General features: G+C 69.6%; 26 protein-coding genes. 20 read left to right on the forward strand and 6 right to left on the reverse strand.

The genetic code is table 11. From position 1 onward, the window contains the following. The first annotated feature begins 103 nt into the window (after window positions 1–103). The 14 genes from IF99_RS34055 to IF99_RS34060 all read left to right on the forward strand — a co-directional run bounded on the left by IF99_RS34055 (window position 104) and on the right by IF99_RS34060 (window position 8092). On the forward strand, window positions 104–748 hold the full coding sequence (locus IF99_RS34055) for a hypothetical protein (RefSeq protein ID WP_030997770.1): 645 nt from the start codon (window positions 104–106) through the stop codon (window positions 746–748). A 186-nt stretch (window positions 749–934) separates the two neighbouring features. Beyond that, entirely contained in the window at window positions 935–1621 is a 687-nt protein-coding gene (locus IF99_RS0119155; RefSeq protein WP_030997771.1) for a GGDEF domain-containing protein, read from the forward strand. Then, window positions 1618–2058 carry an ASCH domain-containing protein gene (locus IF99_RS34395; protein ID WP_030997772.1) on the forward strand — a complete coding sequence of 147 codons (441 nt, stop codon included), beginning with the start codon at window positions 1618–1620 and terminating at the stop codon, window positions 2056–2058. The genes IF99_RS0119155 and IF99_RS34395 overlap by 4 nt, the downstream gene beginning before the upstream one ends. Window positions 2059–2063: 5 nt before the next feature. After that, window positions 2064–2342: a hypothetical protein gene (locus tag IF99_RS34400; protein WP_234340759.1), complete on the forward strand. Its 279-nt coding sequence runs from the start codon at window positions 2064–2066 to the stop codon at window positions 2340–2342. Window positions 2343–2358: 16 nt separating this feature from the next. Next, on the forward strand, window positions 2359–2538 hold the full coding sequence (locus IF99_RS32625) for a hypothetical protein (protein WP_078655167.1): 180 nt from the start codon (window positions 2359–2361) through the stop codon (window positions 2536–2538). Next, window positions 2535–2732 (forward strand): hypothetical protein, encoded by a 198-nt coding sequence (locus IF99_RS35035; RefSeq protein WP_234340760.1) that lies wholly within the window; start codon window positions 2535–2537, stop codon window positions 2730–2732. The genes IF99_RS32625 and IF99_RS35035 overlap by 4 nt, the downstream gene beginning before the upstream one ends. Before the next feature lie 25 nt (window positions 2733–2757). Beyond that, window positions 2758–3450, forward strand: coding sequence for an Lsr2 family protein (locus tag IF99_RS0119180; protein ID WP_037827165.1), 693 nt, complete (start codon window positions 2758–2760; stop codon window positions 3448–3450). Window positions 3451–3465: 15 nt separating this feature from the next. Beyond that, window positions 3466–3648: a hypothetical protein gene (locus IF99_RS0119185; RefSeq protein ID WP_030997776.1), complete on the forward strand. Its 183-nt coding sequence runs from the start codon at window positions 3466–3468 to the stop codon at window positions 3646–3648. A gap of 22 nt (window positions 3649–3670) precedes the next feature. After that, window positions 3671–4099, forward strand: coding sequence for an NUDIX domain-containing protein (locus tag IF99_RS0119190; protein ID WP_030997777.1), 429 nt, complete (start codon window positions 3671–3673; stop codon window positions 4097–4099). A 95-nt stretch (window positions 4100–4194) separates the two neighbouring features. Next, complete coding sequence (locus IF99_RS32630; RefSeq protein ID WP_078655164.1) at window positions 4195–4401, forward strand: hypothetical protein; 207 nt, start codon at window positions 4195–4197, stop codon at window positions 4399–4401. After that, the gene (locus tag IF99_RS0119195) at window positions 4398–5096 is read left to right on the forward strand and encodes a hypothetical protein (protein ID WP_030997778.1); all 699 of its coding nucleotides are present in this window, start codon (window positions 4398–4400) and stop codon (window positions 5094–5096) included. Before IF99_RS32630 ends, IF99_RS0119195 begins: the two co-directional genes overlap by 4 nt. A 320-nt stretch (window positions 5097–5416) precedes the next feature. Then, window positions 5417–6151: a ParA family protein gene (locus IF99_RS0119200; RefSeq protein ID WP_030997780.1), complete on the forward strand. Its 735-nt coding sequence runs from the start codon at window positions 5417–5419 to the stop codon at window positions 6149–6151. Beyond that, a complete protein-coding gene (locus IF99_RS0119205) occupies window positions 6151–7239 on the forward strand; it encodes a ParB/RepB/Spo0J family partition protein (protein ID WP_051703574.1) in 1089 nt (362 codons plus the stop codon). Before IF99_RS0119200 ends, IF99_RS0119205 begins: the two co-directional genes overlap by 1 nt. Before the next feature lie 667 nt (window positions 7240–7906). Continuing rightward, complete coding sequence (locus tag IF99_RS34060; RefSeq protein WP_158716624.1) at window positions 7907–8092, forward strand: hypothetical protein; 186 nt, start codon at window positions 7907–7909, stop codon at window positions 8090–8092. A gap of 172 nt (window positions 8093–8264) precedes the next feature. Here IF99_RS34060 and IF99_RS0119215 read toward each other — a convergent pair whose 3' ends face one another. From IF99_RS0119215 to IF99_RS0119225, 3 genes are read right to left on the reverse strand one after another with little or no spacing between them, the layout of a single operon-like run. After that, window positions 8265–8813 (reverse strand): DUF6233 domain-containing protein, encoded by a 549-nt coding sequence (locus tag IF99_RS0119215; protein ID WP_234340761.1) that lies wholly within the window; start codon window positions 8811–8813, stop codon window positions 8265–8267. A gap of 2 nt (window positions 8814–8815) precedes the next feature. Further along, entirely contained in the window at window positions 8816–9169 is a 354-nt protein-coding gene (locus IF99_RS0119220; protein WP_030997785.1) for a hypothetical protein, read from the reverse strand. Between the two features lie 25 nt (window positions 9170–9194). Next, window positions 9195–9869: a hypothetical protein gene (locus tag IF99_RS0119225; protein ID WP_030997788.1), complete on the reverse strand. Its 675-nt coding sequence runs from the start codon at window positions 9867–9869 to the stop codon at window positions 9195–9197. Window positions 9870–10287: 418 nt separating this feature from the next. Here IF99_RS0119225 and IF99_RS0119230 point away from each other — a divergent pair, with 418 nt between their 5' ends. Then, window positions 10288–11673 (forward strand): hypothetical protein, encoded by a 1386-nt coding sequence (locus IF99_RS0119230; RefSeq protein WP_030997789.1) that lies wholly within the window; start codon window positions 10288–10290, stop codon window positions 11671–11673. A 107-nt stretch (window positions 11674–11780) separates the two neighbouring features. On the opposite strand, the gene IF99_RS34065 is transcribed toward IF99_RS0119230, so the two are convergent. Continuing rightward, on the reverse strand, window positions 11781–12509 hold the full coding sequence (locus tag IF99_RS34065; protein ID WP_158716625.1) for a hypothetical protein: 729 nt from the start codon (window positions 12507–12509) through the stop codon (window positions 11781–11783). 855 nt (window positions 12510–13364) lie between these two features. On the opposite strand from IF99_RS34065, the gene IF99_RS0119235 reads away from it, so the two are divergent. Continuing rightward, window positions 13365–13766, forward strand: coding sequence for a hypothetical protein (locus tag IF99_RS0119235; RefSeq protein ID WP_030997790.1), 402 nt, complete (start codon window positions 13365–13367; stop codon window positions 13764–13766). Window positions 13767–13873: 107 nt separating this feature from the next. On the opposite strand, the gene IF99_RS0119240 is transcribed toward IF99_RS0119235, so the two are convergent. Both IF99_RS0119240 and IF99_RS0119250 read right to left on the reverse strand, forming a co-directional pair. Further along, window positions 13874–14737 (reverse strand): hypothetical protein, encoded by an 864-nt coding sequence (locus tag IF99_RS0119240; RefSeq protein ID WP_158716626.1) that lies wholly within the window; start codon window positions 14735–14737, stop codon window positions 13874–13876. Between the two features lie 499 nt (window positions 14738–15236). Continuing rightward, the gene (locus tag IF99_RS0119250; RefSeq protein WP_030997794.1) at window positions 15237–15908 is read right to left on the reverse strand and encodes a hypothetical protein; all 672 of its coding nucleotides are present in this window, start codon (window positions 15906–15908) and stop codon (window positions 15237–15239) included. A 317-nt stretch (window positions 15909–16225) separates the two neighbouring features. Between IF99_RS0119250 and tap the strand changes: the two genes are divergently transcribed. The 4 genes from tap (at window position 16226) to IF99_RS0119270 (ending at window position 20006) form a co-directional block, all read left to right on the forward strand. Beyond that, window positions 16226–18364, forward strand: coding sequence for a telomere-associated protein Tap (gene tap / locus IF99_RS0119255; RefSeq protein ID WP_030997795.1), 2139 nt, complete (start codon window positions 16226–16228; stop codon window positions 18362–18364). 3 nt (window positions 18365–18367) lie between these two features. Continuing rightward, window positions 18368–18595, forward strand: a complete 228-nt coding sequence (locus IF99_RS0119260; protein WP_030997796.1) for a hypothetical protein — start codon at window positions 18368–18370, stop codon at window positions 18593–18595. Window positions 18596–18598: 3 nt separating this feature from the next. Beyond that, window positions 18599–19159: a telomere-protecting terminal protein Tpg gene (tpg, locus tag IF99_RS0119265; RefSeq protein ID WP_030997797.1), complete on the forward strand. Its 561-nt coding sequence runs from the start codon at window positions 18599–18601 to the stop codon at window positions 19157–19159. Window positions 19160–19481: 322 nt separating this feature from the next. Then, a complete protein-coding gene (locus IF99_RS0119270) occupies window positions 19482–20006 on the forward strand; it encodes a hypothetical protein (RefSeq protein ID WP_234340762.1) in 525 nt (174 codons plus the stop codon). The last annotated feature ends 145 nt before the right edge of the window (window positions 20007–20151 follow it).

Genomic DNA, 20151 nt, shown 5'->3' on the forward strand with positions numbered 1-20151 from the left:
CGTGCTGCCCCGGCCCCGGCTCACCGCCGGGGCCGGGGCCGGGTCTCGCTCCAACCGCTCACACCCCAGCGCGGCTCCGGCCGCCCACCCAGAAGGACAATCCATGCGTACCTGGAACGCCCCCGACCACCGCATCGCCGACACCGAGCACGGCACCCTCGTGTTCGAAGGCGATGCCGAACTGGTCCTGGCCGACTGGCAGGTCACCGAGGACGCCCCGGACGCCGACGGGCGCGTCTACGCCTCGATCCGCGGATGGCTCGCCAACAGCGGCGGATCCGGCAGGGTCCGCGACCCGTACACCCAGCCCGTCGCCGACGGCCGCGCCCGCCTGCTGCACACCAACCTGCGCGGCCTCAAGAACGTCACCGACCGGGACGTCCACCTCGACTACTACGGCGTTACGCAGCCCTACCCGAACACCTGGGACCACCCCGGCTACCTCACTACCGTCTCCTGGATGGACCGCCGCCTCGACGCCCGCGGCCATGAGATCCCGGAGACCGAGATCGGCCGCACCCAGTGGACCCACCCCGAAACGGGCCGCGTCTTCGACCTCACCAAGGCCTACGCGCGCGCCGATGAAGGCCCCTACAGCACCCAGGACCGCTGCTGGCAGCACTACGACCGGTGGAGTAACGGCGTGCCCCACCTGCACTACTTCCGCGGCGCGCGGCGCACGCCCACCGACGTCGGCTGGAGCCTGCCTCTCACCGACCCGGGCTGGATCGAGATCACCACTGCCTGACGGCCCCGCCCCGGCGCTCTCCGTACCGCCCCGGCTCCTCGGCGCACCCGCGCCCAGAGGCCGGGGCGGTGCGGTGTCCGCCCGGCACCCCATCCCGGGACAGCAGAAGAGGCGCACCCCCAATGGCAGGCCAGCCCGGGTGCGCCTCTCCCCCACCGCCCTGCAAGGGCGGGATCGGAGAACATCATGCCTTCCGCCACCCTGTGGCAACAGCATTCCCGCGCCCTACTCTTCGCGACGGCGGCAGCCCCGCCGCTCACCGGCTGGGCCGTCCACGTGAGCGTGCTGCGGCGCCGCGTGAGGGCCGCGCAGCGCGATCCACTCACCGGGCTGTGGCGCCGCGAGAGCTACACCGCCCGCGCCCACCGCCTCCTCACCCGCCCTGCCCCCTCTCGCCGACGAGACATCGCGGCGCTCTTCGTCGACGCCGACCACTTCAAGCAGATCAATGACCGCGAGGGCCACGAGGCCGGAGACGCGGTCCTCGCCGCGCTCGGGAAACGGCTCACCGGCTGGGCTGGACCGCGCGGGGTGTGCGGGCGGCTCGGCGGCGACGAGTTCGCCGCCGTCCTCCCCCTGCCGGCCGAGCACCGCGCCGAGCGCCTGGAGCAGCTCGTGCGGGCACTGCACGCACCGGTCCTCCTCGACGACGGACGCCTCATCCAGGTCTCGGCCTCCGTCGGCGTCGCCACCACCGACATCCTCGGCACACGCGACCTCACCGTGCTCCAGCGCGCCTCGGACGCGGCCCTCTACGACGGCAAGCACACCGGCCGGGCCGTCCTCGCGACCACCGCGCACACGCGCGTGCCCTCCGTCAACGGACGCCGCCTGGGTCGCCCCGGCACCAACGTGTGGGGGCAGGCCGCATGACCAGCACACCGGAGCGCGGCGACTGGCTGCGCGCGCTCACCGTCCGCCAGCCCTGGGCCGCCTGCATCGCCCACGGCACCAAGAGGACCGAGAACCGCACCCGGCCCTGGTCGTGGCGCGGGCCGCTCCTCATCCACGCTGGCCGGGGCACCGATCACCAGGCGCTCACCGACCCCCGCGTCACCTGCACCCTCCCCCGCAAACGCCCCCTGGAGTTCGGCGCCGTCCTGGCCATCGCGCGCCTCACCGACTGCCACCAGGACCAGCCCGGCCAGCAGTGCTCCACCTGGGCCGACCCCGAGGCCTGGCACCTCACCCTCACCGACGTCACGCCGCTGGAGGAGCCGATCCCCGCGCTCGGCCGCCTCGGCCTGTGGCGCCCCGGCCCCGACCTCACCGCCCGCGTCCTGGCCCAACTCCCCCACCTGAAGCCGTGAGGCGCGTGAGCCGTCCCAAAGAGTTGTGGGAGCCGGGCCTGATCCCGGCCCCCGGCACGCTCCTGGACTGGCGCGACGCCCGCCACCACGACGCCCGCACCGCGTATCCCTGCACGCTGTGCGGCCACCCCACCCACCTGCGCTCCCACACCGGCGAGCCCGTCCACAAGACGTGCGCCGAAACGTGGATCGCCACCCACTACCCCGAAGCCCGCCGCACCGCGCGCTTCGCCTCCGATGCACGGCCCGCACGCCGTTCCGGAGCCGACGAGGACCACGCCTGACCGCGAGTACGAGGAGATGCCCGTGAACCGCACCCCGCGCGCCGACTCCGACCGCGCCCTCGCCTACCCCGAACCCCCCGCCACCTCCACCTGGCACCACACCACCAAGCCCCCGGTACGCCCCCGCAAGCTCACCCCCGGCCAGCAACGCCGCAACCGTGAACGCCTCCAGCGCGACCTCGCAAGGACGAGGTGAGCGCTGTGTACGACGACCTGAACCCCGCCCAAATCGCCGAGCGTCTCGCACTCGACCCACCCACCCCCGAGACCGAAGCAGCAGCCACCCGCACCGTTGCCCGCCACGCCCACGGCAAGGAGGACCTCACCCTCCTCCTCGACGCCCTCGGCCTCCCCGCGACGACGACACCCTCACCAACCTGTTCCCCCTGATCCCGGAAACCGGAGCCTCAGCCCCATGACCGACACACCCCTCGCTCTCACCGAAACCGTTACCGCGACCGCCCCGGCCGCCGACGACGCGCCCGCCACAGCCAGCCGGGGCATGTCCGCGTTCGAGGCCATGGCGCTCTCGATGCACCGCAACGGCGACACCGAGCAGGCCATCCAGGAGGCCACCGGCCTCAGCGCGACCGAACTCAGCACGCTCCTGGCTGAGTCTGCCCCCGGCCTGCCCCGCCCGGCCGTCGACGCCCCGGCCGTCGACGCCCCGGTCATTCCGCTCCCCGTCTCCAACGAGATCCAGAACCTGCTCGACTGGGCGGCCACGCACCCGGCCGCCTCGGTCCGCAGCCGCGCCGCCCGCATCCTCGCCGACCTGTCAGAGCTGGTCGACCGCCGCGACAGCGAGGCCGCGCAGCGCGAGGCCGAAGAGAAGGTGGCCAAGGCCAAGGCCGAACTGGAGAAGGCGCGGGCGGAACTGCACGCCGTGCGCGCCGGGAAGGCCAGCACCCGTCCCCTCGCGGCGGCCACGCCCGCACCCGCACCGATCCGCACCGGCCTGGGCAGCGGCCGCACCCGGGAGGAGCTCGCCGCCATCAGGACATGGGCGCGCGCCCACGGCCACCAGGTCGCCGACGCGGGCATGGTGCGCAAGGCCGTCCTGGAGGCATACGACGCCGCCCACCAGACCGTCCGGAAGGCCAGCTGACCGATGACTTCCCAAATGACGACCGCCCTCCCCGCACAGCGCACCGTCCTGGAGCGGTTCTCCGCCGGCCACCCCCGTGGCTCCTGGCCCGCCGACGAATACGCCGCCGCCCAGCGAGCCCAGGGCACCGACGCCCGGGTCGTCATGGACCTCACCAGCGACCAGTTCCTCGTGGTGACCGTCACCACTGCCCACTGACCCACCCAACCGAGAGGCGAACATGACTGAGACCGAGACCGAGTCGTTCGAGACGATCCGCTACACCGCCGACGTGGTGGCCATGACGCCCGACGGCAGCGTCCTGCTGATCGAGCGAGGCTGGCCGCCCCACGAGGGCGCCTGGGCCCTGCCCGGCGGGCACGTCGACCCCGGCGAGACGAGCCTCGCGGCCGCGGCCCGAGAGCTCGCTGAGGAGACTGGCGTCCGCGTCACCGCCGACAGCCTGCGCCAGATCGGCGTCTGGGACGCGCCCGACCGCGACCCGCGCGGACGGTACGTCACCGTCGCGTACGCCGCCGTGGTCCCGGCCGCCACCCAGATCGTCGCCGGAGACGACGCCCGCACCGCCCGCTGGTGGCCCCTGGACCACCTGCCCGAGCGCCTGGCGTTCGACCACGCCGACATCCTCCGTGCAGCCACGGCCTCCTGACGCACCAGCACGACGCGACACACCTCAGCGCCGCGCCCCGGACCAGACGGCCGGGACGCGGCGCTTCCTGCTCCCCCTCACCGAGAAGCCTTCGCGTGTTAACCACCGTCGCGCCGGCCTCGCCGTCGTCGCCACCCTCTTGGGCGCGATCGCGTGGATGGGCGGCCAAGCACCGGCTCACCGAGGCCCGCGAGGCCGCGAAAATCCCGCACGACAACTTCGTGGACACCGCCGCCCGCTACCTGCGCCCGCCCTACACGGCAGGAGCCCACCCCACCCCCGAACAGGAGCCCAACCGATGAAGCGCCCCCTCTTCCGCCGCTGCGGGACCGCGCCCGGCGCCCTCACCCCCAAGGACCAAGCCGTCGGCGACCAGTTCCGCACGATGCTCACCGCCCTGCGCAACCCCGAGCCCTGGACGCCGGGCACCGGCAGCGCCAGGGACATCGCCGTCAGGGTCGGCCCGTTCATCGAACGGGCACAGACCCGGCCCGGCGACGATCACGGCCCCGAGATGATCGCCGTCGCCCTAGTCCACCCCGACACCCCGTACGCTGGCGCCTACCTCCACGTCCGCCGCCAGCTCGGCTACACCGAACGCGACTGGCTGCGCTGCCCGACCAGCGCGATCCTCGGCTTCTGGCAGCCCGGCTACGCGACGCTCACCCACGCCGCCAACGGGCTGCCCCTGCCCGACGACGTCGGCATGGAGCCCGCGCACTACGCCCTCTACGTCGAGGCCCGCAAGCGAGACGACAGTCACGACGGCTACACCCTGCTCCGGCTCGGCCCCTACACCCAGACCCGGTACGCCCAGCAGGACTACGACCGGCTCACCGCCGCGCTTGACGGCCGCGAGACCACTCTCGCCCCCGGGTTCCGCGTCTCCACGCGGTGCGGGCCGTTCAACGTGAGCGACCACCAGCTATTCACCGACCCGCACGACGCCGACGCCGTCGCGCTCCTGGACACCGCCGTCGCAGGGGTGAGCGCGTAACCGCTCCGGAATGGTAGGCCCCGTCCCGGTCCCGGTCTGGCCTGTCCTGCACCTTGCCCCCGTGCCAGCCCTCAGGGCTGGCACGGGGGCTTTTTGCGTTTCAGAGCCCCAGCACACTGCTCTGCGAGCCGAGTGACGGCAAGGCTTCAAAACCCGGTTTTGAGCAGGAGAAAGGAGGGGCAACGCGGCTGGTTCAAAACGCGGTTTTGAACCAGCCGCGTTGCCCCTCCTTCTCAGGAGATGAATCGTGACATCCTGTCCCGGTCCGCAGTACCAGCCACGTTGGCTGGGAAGCATACGGAACACCAGGAGCTCAACCCATGGCACGGATCACCGCGCTCATCAACCGCAAGGGCGGCGTCGGCAAGTCGACCCTCACCGTCAACACGGCGGCCATCACCGCCCATGTACTGGGCGACTCCCCAGAAGGCGCCCCCCACTACGTTGCAGCTGTCTCCGCTGACCCTCAAGGGTCCACCACTTGGTGGTCGGAACGCGTCGGACACGACCTGCCCTTCTCCTTTGAACAGATCACCTCGCGCGACGACTTGGACCTCTTCGCCCAGCTGAAGAAGTCCAGGAAGGTCAAGCACGCGTTCATCGACACCCCCGGGTGGATGGATCTCCCCGAAGAGGAAAAGGAAGAGGCCGGCGACCCCTTCGGCAAGAGCACCGCTGCCGACGCCATGCGCGCCGTCCTCGCCAGCGCCGACGACATCATCGTCCCCGTCGAGCCCGAGCCCCTCGGCTTCATGCCGACGCGGGACACCATCGAAGAGGTCGTCAAGCCGCTCGGAATCCCCTACCTCGTCGTCATCAACAACTGGGACCCCAGGGACGGTGAAGCAGACCTCGACCAGACCAAAGACTTCATCCGTGCCCAGCAGTGGAACCTCGCCAACACTGTTGTGCGCCACTACAAGGTCCACACCAGGGCCGCACTCGAAGGCACAGTCGTCACTCAGTACAAGAAGAACCGTGTAGCCATGGAAGCCCGTGAAGACTTCTACCAACTCGCCCTTGAGCTCGGCGCCGGGAAGAAGGGCAACCGCTGATGGCGACCAAGAAGCACTGGGCCGACCTTCTCGACGGTCCCGGCAAGCCAGGCAGTAAGCACACCAGCCGGGAGCCCGCTCAGCCGGACGTACCGCCCACAACCGTCCACATGCACACCATCAGCGATAACCCGGAGAATCCCCGCACCGAAGCTGATTACACCGACGACGACCCTGACTTTCGAGAACTCAAGGCCTCGATGAAAGCTGTGGGCCAGCTTCAACCCGCTGTCGCTTTGTCTCGTGATGCCTTCCTTGCGGCCAAGCCTCACTTCGCCGCTCAGATCGGCGACAAGCAGTGGGTCGTCATCCTGGGCAATCGGCGCCTCCACGCGGCCCGGCAGCTCGGCTGGACCAAGTTTGAGATCCGGGTCCGCGACCGACTGGGCAACCAGGAGGACGACAAGATCGACGAAGCCGTCGTCATCGAGAACATCCACCGCAAGAACATCCCCCCGTACCGCGAGGCGGTCTTCCTGCAACGGATGCTTGAGCGGCACGGATCGCAGGACAAGGTCGCCGAACGCATCGGCAAGTCGCAGATGTACGTCTCCAATCGGCTGGCACTCCTCGACCTCGCTCCCGAGCTCCGTGAAGCTGTCGACACGAAACAGATCAAAGTCAAGACAGCTGAGAAGATCGCCAAGATCCCGGACCACGAGAAGCAGAAGGCCTACGCGGCCGAAGAGGCCCGGAAGGCCGCCCAGCCAAAGCCGCCGCGCAGCCAGCGCAGTGCCTCGGCGAAGACGAGCCTTCAAAACCCGGTTTTGAAGACCGAGGCGCACAAGGGCGGGGGAGCGCAGTCGACAAGCGCCCCGGCCGCCCAGGCGCCGCCAATCCCCGTGCAGGTCCCAGGGACGACAGCGCGGACCAGCACCGCCCCTCCGCGAGGCGTAGCACTCATGGACGCGGCCTTCGAGGAGCTCAACGCAGATCAGCGCAGCGCCTTCATCCTGCACTACTTCCAGCGCAGTACCGGCGTCGACGCTGTCATCGCAGACATGCGGGGCGAGCTCGACCTCGCCGCTCGAGAATCGCTCGCTCGCATCCTGCAACAAGTCGCCGACGGCCTGCTCCGCGACGCGTAAGTCCTTGGGGTGGTTGCGCGGTGTGCGGGCCGCGCAACCACCCCAAGGTGTGCCACCACCACGCACATCAGGAGGGCCGAAGCTCCTTCGAGGCGGAGCAATCGCGTGACCGGGGGCCGTCTCGCTCCGCGCCTGGCCCAGCCCTGAGAAAGACCTGACCCAAATCCTGACCCAGCGACCTGACCTGCCCATATGGCGTTCCAGGCCGGTCACGCGGTGACCGGTCACCGGGATCGGTCACACCACACCACCGGTCACGAGAGGGGGCGCCGCGTTCGATGACCGATTCCCAGGAACCGGTCATGGCGAGCCCCGGTCACTGATGAGGTGCGAGCACCTGTGGAGACGACCGTGCGGCATCTCCTGCCACTGCCGCCGGTCCCAGAACCGAGGCGGAATGCCGAACGGGGCGCCGGTCTGTAGGCAAGCACGTGACCGATTACATGGCGTCACTAGCGTGGATCGTCGAATCCAGCAACGAGGGCACCGCGTGGCCAGGTGCTCACCCGTCCAAGGCATCTCCCTCCAGAGTTAAGGCACGAAAAAACGTGCCTTAACTCTGGAGGGAGCGGGGCTCGTCGGCGTCAGCGAGGGCCATTGGCCTGCCAGGGCGGAGGCTGACGGAGGGGAAGGCGAAGATGCGTGTGCTCTCCGTCGTTCGTGCCTGGTGCACCGCGAAGACGTCCGTTACCGGGTCAACCCCCGGTTCTTCTTCGCCCAGAACCCCGAAATCGCTCGCCCCACCCTCGCCGCCCTCCAGGCCCCGGACGTCATCCCCGACGCGCGAGCCCACCAGCCCCGCCGAACGTCGCCGGCCGACACCCGCCGCCGCGTGGTGCGCTCCGTCTCCTGACAAGGGCTCCGTGAAGACGCCTCCGGTGTCTACCCGCCGGTCACCCCGGCAGACGAGGCGGGGGAAGTGGAGGGTGAGGTCGCCTTCCATAAGCTCCCCATGTCGGCCGACGACCTCGCCACTGTCCGCGCCGCCCTCCACGCCTGACACGAGTTCCACCTCATCGCCCCTCTCAGGGGTCCCCCGCCGCGTCCTCGTGCGGATCGAAGCCGCGCAGGAGCGGGTCCAGCTCGGCGGCGGCCCCGCACAGGGCACACGCCCGGGTCGCGGGGTGCTCGGCCGCATTCAGCGCTTGCTCCACCCGCAGCACCGGAAGACCGGGCGGCGCTTCCGCGCAATCCACGGCGTGAAGGACCGCGCGGGAGGGCCCTCGCCGCCCGCCGCCGCTCTTCGCCAGCACCCACCCGGCGGGCCTGCGCGGCCCGAGCGCGGCATCGAGGAGCGAGGGCGGGGGGAGCGGTTCGGTCGGTACACCCGTGTAGTCGGCGCCCTCCACGGGCCGTACGTGCTCGGGGGCCCGCACCCACACTTCGTACTGCGCCGCCTCGACATCCAGGCCCTCCCCGCCCACGTTGCGGTAGAGCGGCAGCGCGACGCGGTAGCGCCACCCGTCCGCACGCTGTCGCCGCGCGAGGAGCAGCCCGCGGACCTCCTGGCCGTCCGGGAGCACCACCCACACCTGCGGTGCCCCGCCGTCGTGCGCGGCCTCGCTGCCCGGCACGCTCAGCCCCGCGCCCCGGCGGCTGGGGCGGCTGGAGTTTCGTGGGCGTGCTTGAGTGCGTCGCGGGCCCGCATCCGCTCCTCGGCCGGGAGGCTCGCCCACAGCTCGTGCGTCACGATCGCCGTAGCGAGTTCCCGCTCCCGCTCCCGCAGGGTCGCGATCTCTGCGCGCTCCTGTTCGCTCCATCCCGGGGAGGCCGGGTGCGTGCGGGCGCCCGCCCAGTATCCGTCCGGCCGTTCCCACGCCGGCATCGGTTCGGCCGAGGGCGGCAGGGCGGCGAGGCGGGCGGAAAGCGTGGCGCGCACGGCGGTGAGGTCGCGTTGAGCTGCGAGGAGATCGTCGGGGAAATCGGTCACATCAGCGAGGGTACGACCGCCTGGGTCAGGTACCGGTCTTCAGCGCGGCGGCGGCCGCGCGGGCGACCTCCGGCCGGGAGCGGATCGCCGCGACCACCTCTTCGGCGCTCGGGCCGCTCTGCGCGGGCACCGTGGCGGCGCATACCCGCTTTTCCAGCTCGGTCAGGACTGTCCCCGCGCGGGCGTAGTCCTCGGCCGCCTCCGGATCGTGCGCGGCGAGGTCGGCGCACGCCGCGTCCAGGGCCGCCCGGAGACCGGAGAGCACCGTCCTCATGTGGCCGGGGCGGCGGGCCACGGCCAGCCGCGGGTATTTCCTCGTCGGCGCGTACGCCCTCTCCAGGGCGCGAACGGCGTCGTCGAGGTATTCGAAGGCGTCGTGAAGGGTCTCGGTGGAGCTGTCCAGGCTGAGCAAGGGGCTGTAATGGCCTCCCTCGACGTCCTTGGCGTACTGCTGGTCGACGCCAAGGGCCCGCAGCCCGTGGAGGGTGGCCAGGGTCCCCACGGCGAGGGACACCATGCGGGCGGTCGCCGCGATGCCCTCGCCCATGCGGCTCACGGTGCCCCGCCGCTCCAGCGCGGTCGTCTCCGCCTCCTCGGCTTTCAGCGCCTGGTGCTCGGCCCCGAGATTCTCGAAGACGGTGACCAGCGCGCTCACTGCGCGACGCACGGGGTCCTCGGCGGCGTTCTCCTGGGTGCTCATGCAGTCTCCTTCGGCGGCGCGGCGTCAAGTCGTATCGCCGCGCGCGGTGACGCGCCGGACGGCCGCGTCACCGCGTGCAACAGGGAGCGCCCTCACCGAGTTACGGGCACGGTCCTCGCGAAGCGTTCAGCTCGGTGAGGTGTGCCGGGGACATTGCCCGTGTGGGGGAGGCCCCCGCGCCGGTCGTTGCCGGGAGGGTCGCTGCCGGTCACGCACCGAGGGCGCCGGTCAGGACCAGAGCGAGCCGCCGTGTCGGCGACGCCGCGCGGCGGCGGTGCGGGCGGGCTCGGCGCGGAGCGGGTCTTGCCGACGATGGCCGGAAGTAGCTGCACGAAGACGGTTGCCGACCATGTATAAGGGGGACAGGTTCAGTGCTGCACAATGAGTGCAGCACTCGGATGGAAATGAGGAATCAGTCGTGAGCCACGTTCTTCCGCTCGCCAACGGCCTGCGCACCGATCACCCGGTGCCGGGCCTGCCCTTCGTCGACGACTCCCACCTCCCGCTCGACGAGGGTCCGGAGGCTATCGAGGCCGTCGGCCGCAACAGGGGCCCGGGCATGTGGGGCCGCTTCGACAAGAACCGCGCCAGTGGCGGCTGGCGCGCGTTCACCACCGACCCGATCGACAACACGCTCGGCTGGTCGGTCCGCTACCACCCCGAGCACGGCCGAACCGTGCTGCTGCTGCACGACGGCGACACCTCCTCCCTGCACATGGACTGGGCCGGTGAGCAGCTGCTGTTCCGGGCCGGTGGCTACTGGTGGAACGGCGAGACGTGGTTCCGTCCCGGCCAGGTCTGGGACCCGGTCGTGGAGGAATACGAGAAGCGCAAGGCCCGCATGGCCGTCACCGTCACCGCCGCCGACATGCTCGACGGCCGCGCCGACCCGGCCAAGGCGTACATCGGCAAGGTGGCCCTCTTCGACCCGGACGCCGCGCGGCCGGACAACTGGCTCGACCACCTGGCGCTGTGGGCCGCCCGCCACCAGGAGCAGGACAGCGCCCCGCCGCTGGAGCGGTGCGTGGTCGACGTCTCCAGTCCCGAGCTGAGCGGTGCCCAGCTGATCGGTGCCCCGGAGCTGGCGGAGCTCGGCGGCATCACCGCCTCGACGCTGCGCTCCTACATCTCGCGCGGCAACAGCGAAGTGCCGCTGCCTCAGGCCGTCGTCGGCGGCCGAGACCAGTGGGCCAGGGCCGTGGCAGACGACTGGGTGGAGTCCCGCCAGCGCTCCTACCAGGGCATCAAGACCGCCATGGCGGGCGGCGACCCCGACAGCCTCTCGCCCGGCGCGGTCGAGGTCCGCGACCGCTTCACCGCCGACTTCCAGCACACGCTCTACGACCGGCCCGACGTGCGCAAGCGGTGGGTGCTGCGCCACCGCAACAAGGAATCCGTCTCCGAGGTCGCCGGCGCGTTGGCCTGGTCGGTGGCCGTCAGCCTCGACGACATCGTCCCCACCGAGCACCTGGGCCGGACCGTGCGGGCCGCGGTGCTGTCCGACTTCGCCGAGTCCGTCGAGATGTTCAACGACACCAAGGACGGCGAGGGCCTGAAAGCGTGGTGGAACCTCAACCTGACACCGTCAGTGGCCAAGACGCTGGACTGGTACATCCGGTGCTTTCCCGCCGAGGCCTACGCCACCATCGGGGAAATCCAGCGCCAGGCCCACAACGCCTGGAAGGCCCCGGCGGCGGACACCCTGAGCGCCCTGCGCTCGTCGCTCTCGCTCGACGGTGAGCTGAGCGACGAGCAGCGCGCGACCTACTTCGCCCTGCTCGAACCGCGCGAGGACAACGGCTGACACGTCCGCTTCGCCGCACGGCGGCCGGGGGACACCGTGCTGCGTGGCAGTGAACTGTGACCGGCCGCCACTGAAACATCGGCCAGGCTTGAGCACCTTGATGTCGGTCAGGCGAGGTCATCCGGGGCGTACTTCTCGATCCGCCGTGCGGCCGGACTCCAGACCCAGATTTCCTGTGCCTGACGCCACAGCCTGGGCAATGCCGTCAATTCTTGGCAGAACGCGTTGGTCGGCCCGGGATGTGGCAGGCCAGTTGTCGTGTCGACCCATTGGCCGGTGCCGACAGGGCTGGGTCGCCAATCCGGCTCGCCGATGAGGACTGCTTGCAGGACCGTCTCATCCCGGAAGACGATTGCGGAGGAGTTGTCAGCTGGCCTTCGTCCTTTCGGCGTGGGAAGCCGCCACTCTCGCTCGTGCGACCAGTCTCCGAGTCGGCCATCGGTCCCGAAGGGGACCGCCCAGTGACGCAGGTGTGGTGGGAACGTGTCCCGAACGTGGTCCGGCAGATAGGCGACGGCTCCACCGCCGGTGGCCACGACCTGCGAGCGCGAGACCACTATGCCCCACGGTGGGAATCCGCGGTCGGCGATCAGGTGGACCAGGTGCTCCGGTGGACTCTCCGAGAAGCAGACGGCGGGTTGTTCCGCGCCGAACGGCGCGAAGGCTCGGACCCTCGCGCTTGCGAGGATGCTGTCCAGACGCTGCTGCGGCAGCATCACGCGTATCTCGGCAGGCACCGATGGCGTAGGTTGACGCCCTACCGGGCGGCCAGCGAAGTGGATCAGATGGTCGCTTTGGGCCGGGCCGGCCATGTTGAGCAGCGGCGTCGTAGCCACGATCCCCCCCATCAGTCAGCGCCCGCCTCGGCGGCAGACCTCCCTGTGGACGAAGCATGCCAGGCTGCGGCTATGGCCGGGGGACTCCTGGGCTTCCCGCCGCCTGTGACGAGAGTCGGTGAGCGGGGTCAGCCCGATCCTCTTCTCCTCTGACGCGATCAAGTTCGCTGCCACAAACTGCCGTCGTCGATGTCCAGCGGCCCTTGATCAGGGGCCGTGCTCTCGCTCGCTGTCCTGTGCCAGCGAACTTTGAGCGATTGCCATGGAAGTTTGGGTGACCAGGGTGGCTGACCACTCCGGCCTCCGGGGGCGCCGCTCGCGCAGACGGCCTGGGACAACCTGCTCGACGACGCGCGACGGTACGAGCAGCACGAGGACTACGCCCCCGACACCTGGACGCCGTGGCGAGCGGCGGCGGGGCGCGGGCGGTCTTCGGCCGCCTTTACGGTGCGGGCCCGTTCACGCTGCGCAGGGTTTGCCGTCCTCGTCCTCGAAGAGGAAACCGTGCATGCGGTCCTAGACGGGTACCCCCGCCCACCTGTCCGAGCCGCCAACTCCACCTCTCAGCGAACCAGCAACACCCCAGACCAGCCGCCTCGCTTCGCACCAACAAACTTCCTCCCCGCGTTACCTGGCCCTGGCCGCTACCGCCTTCGTTTACGAGCAGGCCCTGTGCCTCACGGCGTGTGCGGGTACGTGCCCCCCGCAGCCGGGAGGTAGGGGCTCGAGACGGAGCATCCCGTGACGGCGGGCGAGCAGTCTCCGTGAAACCAACCCACCCACGCCCCATACGGGTAGGGTCTGCCCGTCAGCGCAATGACGCTCGTTCTGTGCGGACTGGAAGGAAACGGCCCCGTGGGCACACGCCACTTCCTCGTCGCGGTGCTCGCTGTTGCAATGCTCAGCAGCTGCTCGTCGAATCGCGACACCGACTCGAAGGCTGACAGCACACCTCCTCCTCCCTGCACGAACGCCGCGTGCAGGGCATACGACGCAGGATTCGCCCGTGGCGAGGAGGCTCTGACAACCGGGGAGGAGTTCGAGGCGCCGGCCCGGCTCAGGGATCAGCCTCCAGCCGACAGCGCCGCGTCAGCGGTCCAACACGACCGACAGGTAGTGGAATACGGCTGCCATCAGCTCGCTCGTGACACGGATTACCTCGGTGAGGAACGGGACGCATACGAGATGGGATGCGTCGATGGCGGGACACCGATGCTCTCCGGCCATCCAAACCGGCACGACTACGAGGGCTTCTGAACCCTGTTCCACCAGGCTGAGCGCACCTCTCAGAGCGAGGCGATCCGCCTACGGACACCGGCCCAACTGCTAGGCCCCCGCCCCACGCGCGCGGCTTCGGGGCGCCGTCAGCACTGACCTTCGAATATTGCAGTGACCTCATCATTAAAGAACTGGACCCAGTCGTTCTGGTCGTCGCCCAGCAGAGGGTGGCGCACCTGAGGGATGCCCTGTCGGCAGAGGTCGCGCAGGTCCACCGTGAAGACGTCGTCGCCGTACTGGATCCAGTCATCAACGATCGCCCAGCTGGGATTGTCGAAGACAGACTCCCCCATACTCTCGACGTTCCCCCGGCCGCTAGAGGTCAGTGACCAGGCCAGAGGACGGAAGTAGACCTCCGAGAAGACGTCGTAGTGTCGTCGGCTCCTCAGCACCCTGACGGCGTTGAACATGCTGGCCAATCGCGTTCCTCTGTAGGGATAAAGAGCCAGGCGCAGAGTGGCTCCGTCAGGCATCGTGATGTGATCGCGCCGCTCGCGCAGATCCGTGGCGAGACCAGGGAACAACACGCGCAAATGAGGCGTGGTGGCGAACATACCGATCAGGATCGACCGTGCCACGCGGCCCGGCGCGAGACGAACGGGCGGAGCGGGGTCCGGTCGGGGTAGGTGGAGGAGCGGCATTGCCCGGGTATAGGTACGCAACGCCGCCGCGAAGTCGCCGTAGGCCGCGTCGTAGTGCAATCCCGCGAGACTGTTGCAGTCACCGCACAAACCCCGCAGCCACATCCCTCCAGCAGCAGGCCGGCCGTTGCTGCGCACCTGATTGTGGATACGAACGGTTGCGCACGTCACTTTGTCCCGGTTACCGGCGGCCTGAGGTGGCACGTGCGCCTTTGTCATCTCACGTACCTCACCACACAGTCCGCAGACACGCAGCCCTGGCTTACGCAGGTCAACACCCAGGGTGCCCGGCGGGCGCTTGTCAGCCATCCGTGGAGCGTAACGGGACCAACACGCCATGCTCTGCCCTTTTTTACCGCGCGGCCTGAATGCCGCCGATATTGAGGCTGCCATGCCCGCCCTGGCCGACCTCCGAGAGCGCGGCGGCCGACCGGATCGCTGACGCGCTCTGCGCGCCGAACCCGACCGCGTACGGCGAGCGGACAAACGTGACGGCGTTCGTGGTCAGCGGGTTCGTCGACCACGGCCTCCTGGTCGACCTGCGCGAGCCCACACGAGGCGCTGCACCCCCGACCAGGTCGCGGAGGTCTGCCGGGGCGAGGACTCTGCAGACTTGGTCGTCGCCCGCTTTCGACCACACGGTCCGGCTCAGCTGGGTCCGCTCCTCCGCAACCAGCGCTCTCTGTCCCGTGTCACCGACCGCGTGCCACGGAAGCGTGACCGATGCGATTTGTGTCATTGAAAATTGATCGCGCCGGTCACCCGAACCGGTGCCAGCGTGCTCAACTCGACCCTGGACAGGCATGATTCAGCGGTACTGCTCCGGAATCTCCATCTCGTCTGAACCGTTAGAGATGTGCCTCATGTCCGGGGTCTCGACCTCGGCAACAACGATCCAGGGTCTGTACCCCTCCACTTCGCAGACCGCGTGCAGGCGCAGATTCGCCTCCCAGTACCCGTCCACCCAGCCTTCTGGATCTTGGAACCAGCTCGGCGGCTCGGAGTTGTCCATCTGTCGGTACACGGAGTTGCCGCGCTCTAGGCCCCGGATAACGCTCTGCCGACCGGGCGCAACAACCCCGTCGACCCCAAGGCTGAATCGGGCGGGCCCCCAGATCACCGACGGCAGCTCCGTACGCCTAGCTTCGTCGTCGTGCGGTCTTGCTGAGTGATCCCATCCGGCCTCGTCGCGCACCGTGAGAGTGACCGTATCGAGGTGATCCAGGCCGACCGGGCCATCGAGCGTGGCGGTGAGCCTCAGACGGTTGGCGCCTACGCGGGTTAGCTTGAAGGTCAGCTCAGGAGTCATTTCGCGGTGCCAACGGTCGCGTTCGATCTTCGCCACCTCTCGCGCGGTGTCAGCCGCGTCCGCGGCAGCCGCCGCCGCTTTGCGGGTCGTCCAGTACGCCATGACCGCAGTGACTACCACCCCGGCTGCGGCAGCAATGGCGCTCAGCGCCGTCCAGTCGTCATTGTTCATGGCGCCGGACCGTAGCAGCGGCGGCGGCCGTACGCGGTGGAGTATCCGCATCGGGACATGACTGGGGGCCCTACTGGTGGGCTCGCGTCTCGGGGCGGACACAGCCAGGGCCTGAACAGCGCAATCAACCTTCGATGACACAAACTCGCTTCCGTCAGGCTTCGATGGCGCGCAGTCAAAGTTCGGTGGCACCGGACACTCGCGGAACACACCAGCCGGGCGCAGGGATGAGTTCCCGTCAAAGTCGAACGGGTTAAACCGGAGGGATAAATCGCGGGTTAAATCATGCTAGGGTCTGAGTGGAAGGGAGACCCCCAATGGCGTCCGAGGAAGAGCTGTTCGCGAACATTGACGCGTTGCTGGAGGAGGAGCCCCAGCTGCCGCCTCCGGCGGAGCGTGCCCGGTTGCGTGAGGCCGCCGGTATCACCCAGGCCCGTCTCGCTCTCGCGTTGAAGACGTCGACGCAGACGGTGAAGAACTACGAGAACGGCCGCTCCGAGCCGAGGTCGCCGCGCCTGGAGGCATACCAGCGTCTGCTGAAGGGCTGGGCGCAGAAGTACCCGGCCCACGGTGCCCCGGCCCCCGCCCCGCTCCCGGCCTCGGCTGTGGTGGCGAAGCCGGAGCCAGAGGTGCCCGAGACGTTCACCAGCCCGGCCGCCTCCGAGCCGGAGACGAACACCGCTCCGCTACCGTCTCCGCTCTCCCCGGCCGCACCCGGTCGTGCCCCTCGCGACGCCGCGCGTTCGGCGGCCTCGTCGTCGCGGCGCCCCGCGGCGAAGAAGGCCGCCGCGCCCGCCACCGATCCGCGCTTCCCTCACGGTCCGCTCGCCGTCCTCGACGGTGACGGCTCCGCCTACGGCGTCGACGGCCTGGTACTGGACTGCCCCGCCACCACGGTGGTGGAGCTGGTGGAGTGGGCGCTGCGCGAGTCCGGGCTCGGCGCGCCGAAGCTGCACCGGTACGGCAAGGACGCCGACCCGCTCCTCGTCCTCACCGAGGCCGCCGCCGTGAAGCTCGGTCTGCCCGAGCGTCTGGAGGACCGGCGCGGCCTGCGCCTGCCCGAGGACCACCCGGTCATCAAGCAGATCACGAAGGCCAAGTGGCAGCTCACCCAACGCGGCTTCGGCCCCTGGGCGCGGATCTACCGCAAGGCGCAGGGCCGCGAGCGGCAGTGCGTGCAGCTCGCCATCCTGCCCTGGGACGCGCTCGACGAGCGGTCCTGGCCCGGCGTCGCCGAGATGGAGCCGGCCGACATCGCCCGCGTCCTGGGCGTGTACGCCCAGCGGGTCATCACCCCGCGCGGCAGCACGGCGGTCTCCGGCCTGGAGCTGATGACCGCGCTGCGCCCGCCGACCCGGCCCGTGCGCGACGAGACCACCGGCAACTGGGTCTCCGGCCACAATCCCGGCAGCCTGGGCACCGAGCCGATGGACCCGGCCCCGCCCGAGGGCCAGCCCGAGCACCCCGCCGTCTTCCACACGGGGTGGAAGGGCGGCTTCCTCCACGAAGAGGCCTTCCAGTGGGTGCGGGAGGTGGACACGCTCACCGCCGAGGACTGCCGCCTGCCCTGGGCCATCGGCCTGGACCTGAACACCGCATTCCTCGCCGCCGCCGCACGGTTGACGGTCGGCCTCTCCGAGCCCGTGCACTTCGTACACCCGCCGTTCAACCCGAAAATCCCGGGCGCCTGGCTGGTAGACCTGTCCGGCATCGAGCTGGACCCGCGCCTGCCCTCACCGTTCACCCCGACCGGAGAGCGCCCCACGGGCCCGGCCTGGTACCAGACCCACACCGTCGCCTACGCCCAGGAACTCGGCCACAACGTCGAACCCCTGGAGGCGTACCTGCGGCGGGAGACCGGCGCATACCTGGACCCGTGGCACGACCGCCTCAAGACCGCGTACGTCACCACGCTCGCCGATCTCGGCGTCACCAAGGACCTCACCGACGAGCAGTTCCTCGCCGCGATGGAACAGCACAAGAGCGCCGACCCGGCGATGGCCGCGGTCCTCGCCGCGATCAAGGCCACCGTGAAGGGCGGCATCGGGAAGCTCTTCGAGAACCCCCAGGGCAAGCACTACAAGGAAGGCGAGCCGTGGCCGGCCATGATGCGGCCGACCTGGCGCCCCGACATCCGCGCCGCCGTCATCAGCAAGGCCCGCGTCAACATGCACCGCAAGATGCTCAACATGGCCCGGATGACCGGCCTGTTCCCCCTCGCCGTGCTGTCCGACTGCGTCGTCTACCCCAGCCCCGGCCCCAGCCCCCTCGACATCCTCCCCTACGCCACCTCGGGCAAGCCCCAGCCCGGCGCCTTCCGCCTCGGCCCCACCCCGGGCCTGGCCAAGCTCGAAGGCGTCCAGAGCATGGACTGGGCCGTGGACCTCATGGAGAAGGGCCTCAACCCCGCCCGCCACATCAAGGGCGGCGACGCCGTCCTCGACGACGGCGAGTAACCCATGACCACCACCCCCGCCCGCTCCGCACGGTCCCTGGAGGCCGAGGCGGACCGCGAACGGACACTGGACCGCCTCGAAGCACGCATGGAGGCCCTACAGCTGTCCCTGCGCACCCGCCGCACCTCGCCCCGCTGGGGACTGTGGCTGCACGACCTCCGCGAAACCCGCGAGACCTGGTTCCACCTGGCCGACCCCGACGGCCAGGACCCCATCCCCGAAAGGAGCTGACCCGTGACCGGAGAGATCGAAGACGCGATCGAGCGGGCCGACCGTGAGGCGTTCACCCAGGACCCGCCCAAGACGCTCAAGGGCCAGATCGGGTTTCTGCTCAAACAGTTCGGCAGCGCGAAGGCCGTCGCGGCGGAGATCGGGGTCACCGCCGACTCCGTGAACCGCTACCGGCGTGGCGCCCGCAAACACGCCCGCGCCGACGTCGCCGCGAAGATCGACGAGGCCGTGAAGGCCCGGTGGCAGCCCGTGGTGCGCAAGCGCCGGCAGAAGAAGGCGGCCACCTCGGGCGGGATCACGGTGGAGACCCGGGCCCGGTTCGGCTACACCGCACCGGTCGGCACGACCGACGACGGACGGTTCCGCCGACTCACCGTGCACCTCCCCGCGATGTACGCGAAGCGGCTCTTCGACGCCCGCGACGCGGGTGCCAGCGACCAGGAAATGCGCTCCATCATCGCCGAAGGGTTCAAGGATGTGTATTTTCAGGACGGCGGCAGCCGCGCTACGGGACTGTCGGACGTCGAAATCAACGACATCGATTACCTCGACCTCGACTACTGACCAGGAGCGAAGTCGAGTGCGGCGTTATTGCTGTGACTGAGCGCTTCACTTGGCCAGTGAGCGTTCGACGTGGCCAGTTGAGCACAAGCGTTCTTCCTGGTCAGCGAGTTGCAAAGCTCCACGGCCGTCGTGCTGCAAGAGCGCCTCTGGGCCATCGTCGCTGGTCAGCGGCTTCGCTCAACTGGCCAAGTGAAGCGCTCAGTCACATGCGGGCTTGAGCCGAAGCACGACAGCTGTCACAAAGGCAGGCTTGTTGTCACCAGAACTACGGGTGAGCCGTCCGGATTGGCCTCAAGGTGTGTCGCGCCACTAGGCTTGAGGGATGAGCGATGACCGTCCCGTTCTCCTCCCGTCCAGCTGCGAGTGGAGCGAGGATGCGCGGTTGGTGGGCGGGGCCCTTCGAACCGTCCAAGCAGCCGCGTCGGCGACTGGTGATGAGGCGCGCTATGTCCTTCCGCCGCTGACCTGGCAGGTCGCGGCCGATCTGGTCGAGAACTGTCCGACGATTGATCATCATCATTCGAACATCAGGATCATGGTGGTGCCGGAGCACGACTTGCGTGCCCTGTGGGGCTGTTATGAAGCCCTTGTAGGTGCCCACGAGGAGGACGTCGAAGCCACCGAGCTCGCCAACCTGCTGTCCCCCTTCCTCTGCGCTTACGACGACACAGATCTGGAGGGCCTCGTCGTGTGCCTGGGGCGCGTCCTTGCCGTCCTGAGCCTCGGCATCGACGCCGCCCGCACGCTCGCCGCGCACCTCTCCTTGAAGGAGTACGACGCGCCGGAGGCAGTCGATGCGGTGAACGAGATCCTCACGGCATGGCGCAAGGCTGGCGTCGCTCCCTGAAGATCGCGTTAGCGCTGGCAGGCCCGAGGTGTTTGATCGAGCGGGAGGGCCTTGACCCCGGATCTTGGACACACGAGACACTGGATCCTGAGGATCTGAGAACGGACATCTCGTGGTCATGAAGAACTATCCGCCGCAGTTCAAG

Source organism: Streptomyces sp. NRRL F-5630 (genome assembly GCF_000719475.1).
Classification (GTDB): domain Bacteria; phylum Actinomycetota; class Actinomycetes; order Streptomycetales; family Streptomycetaceae; genus Streptomyces.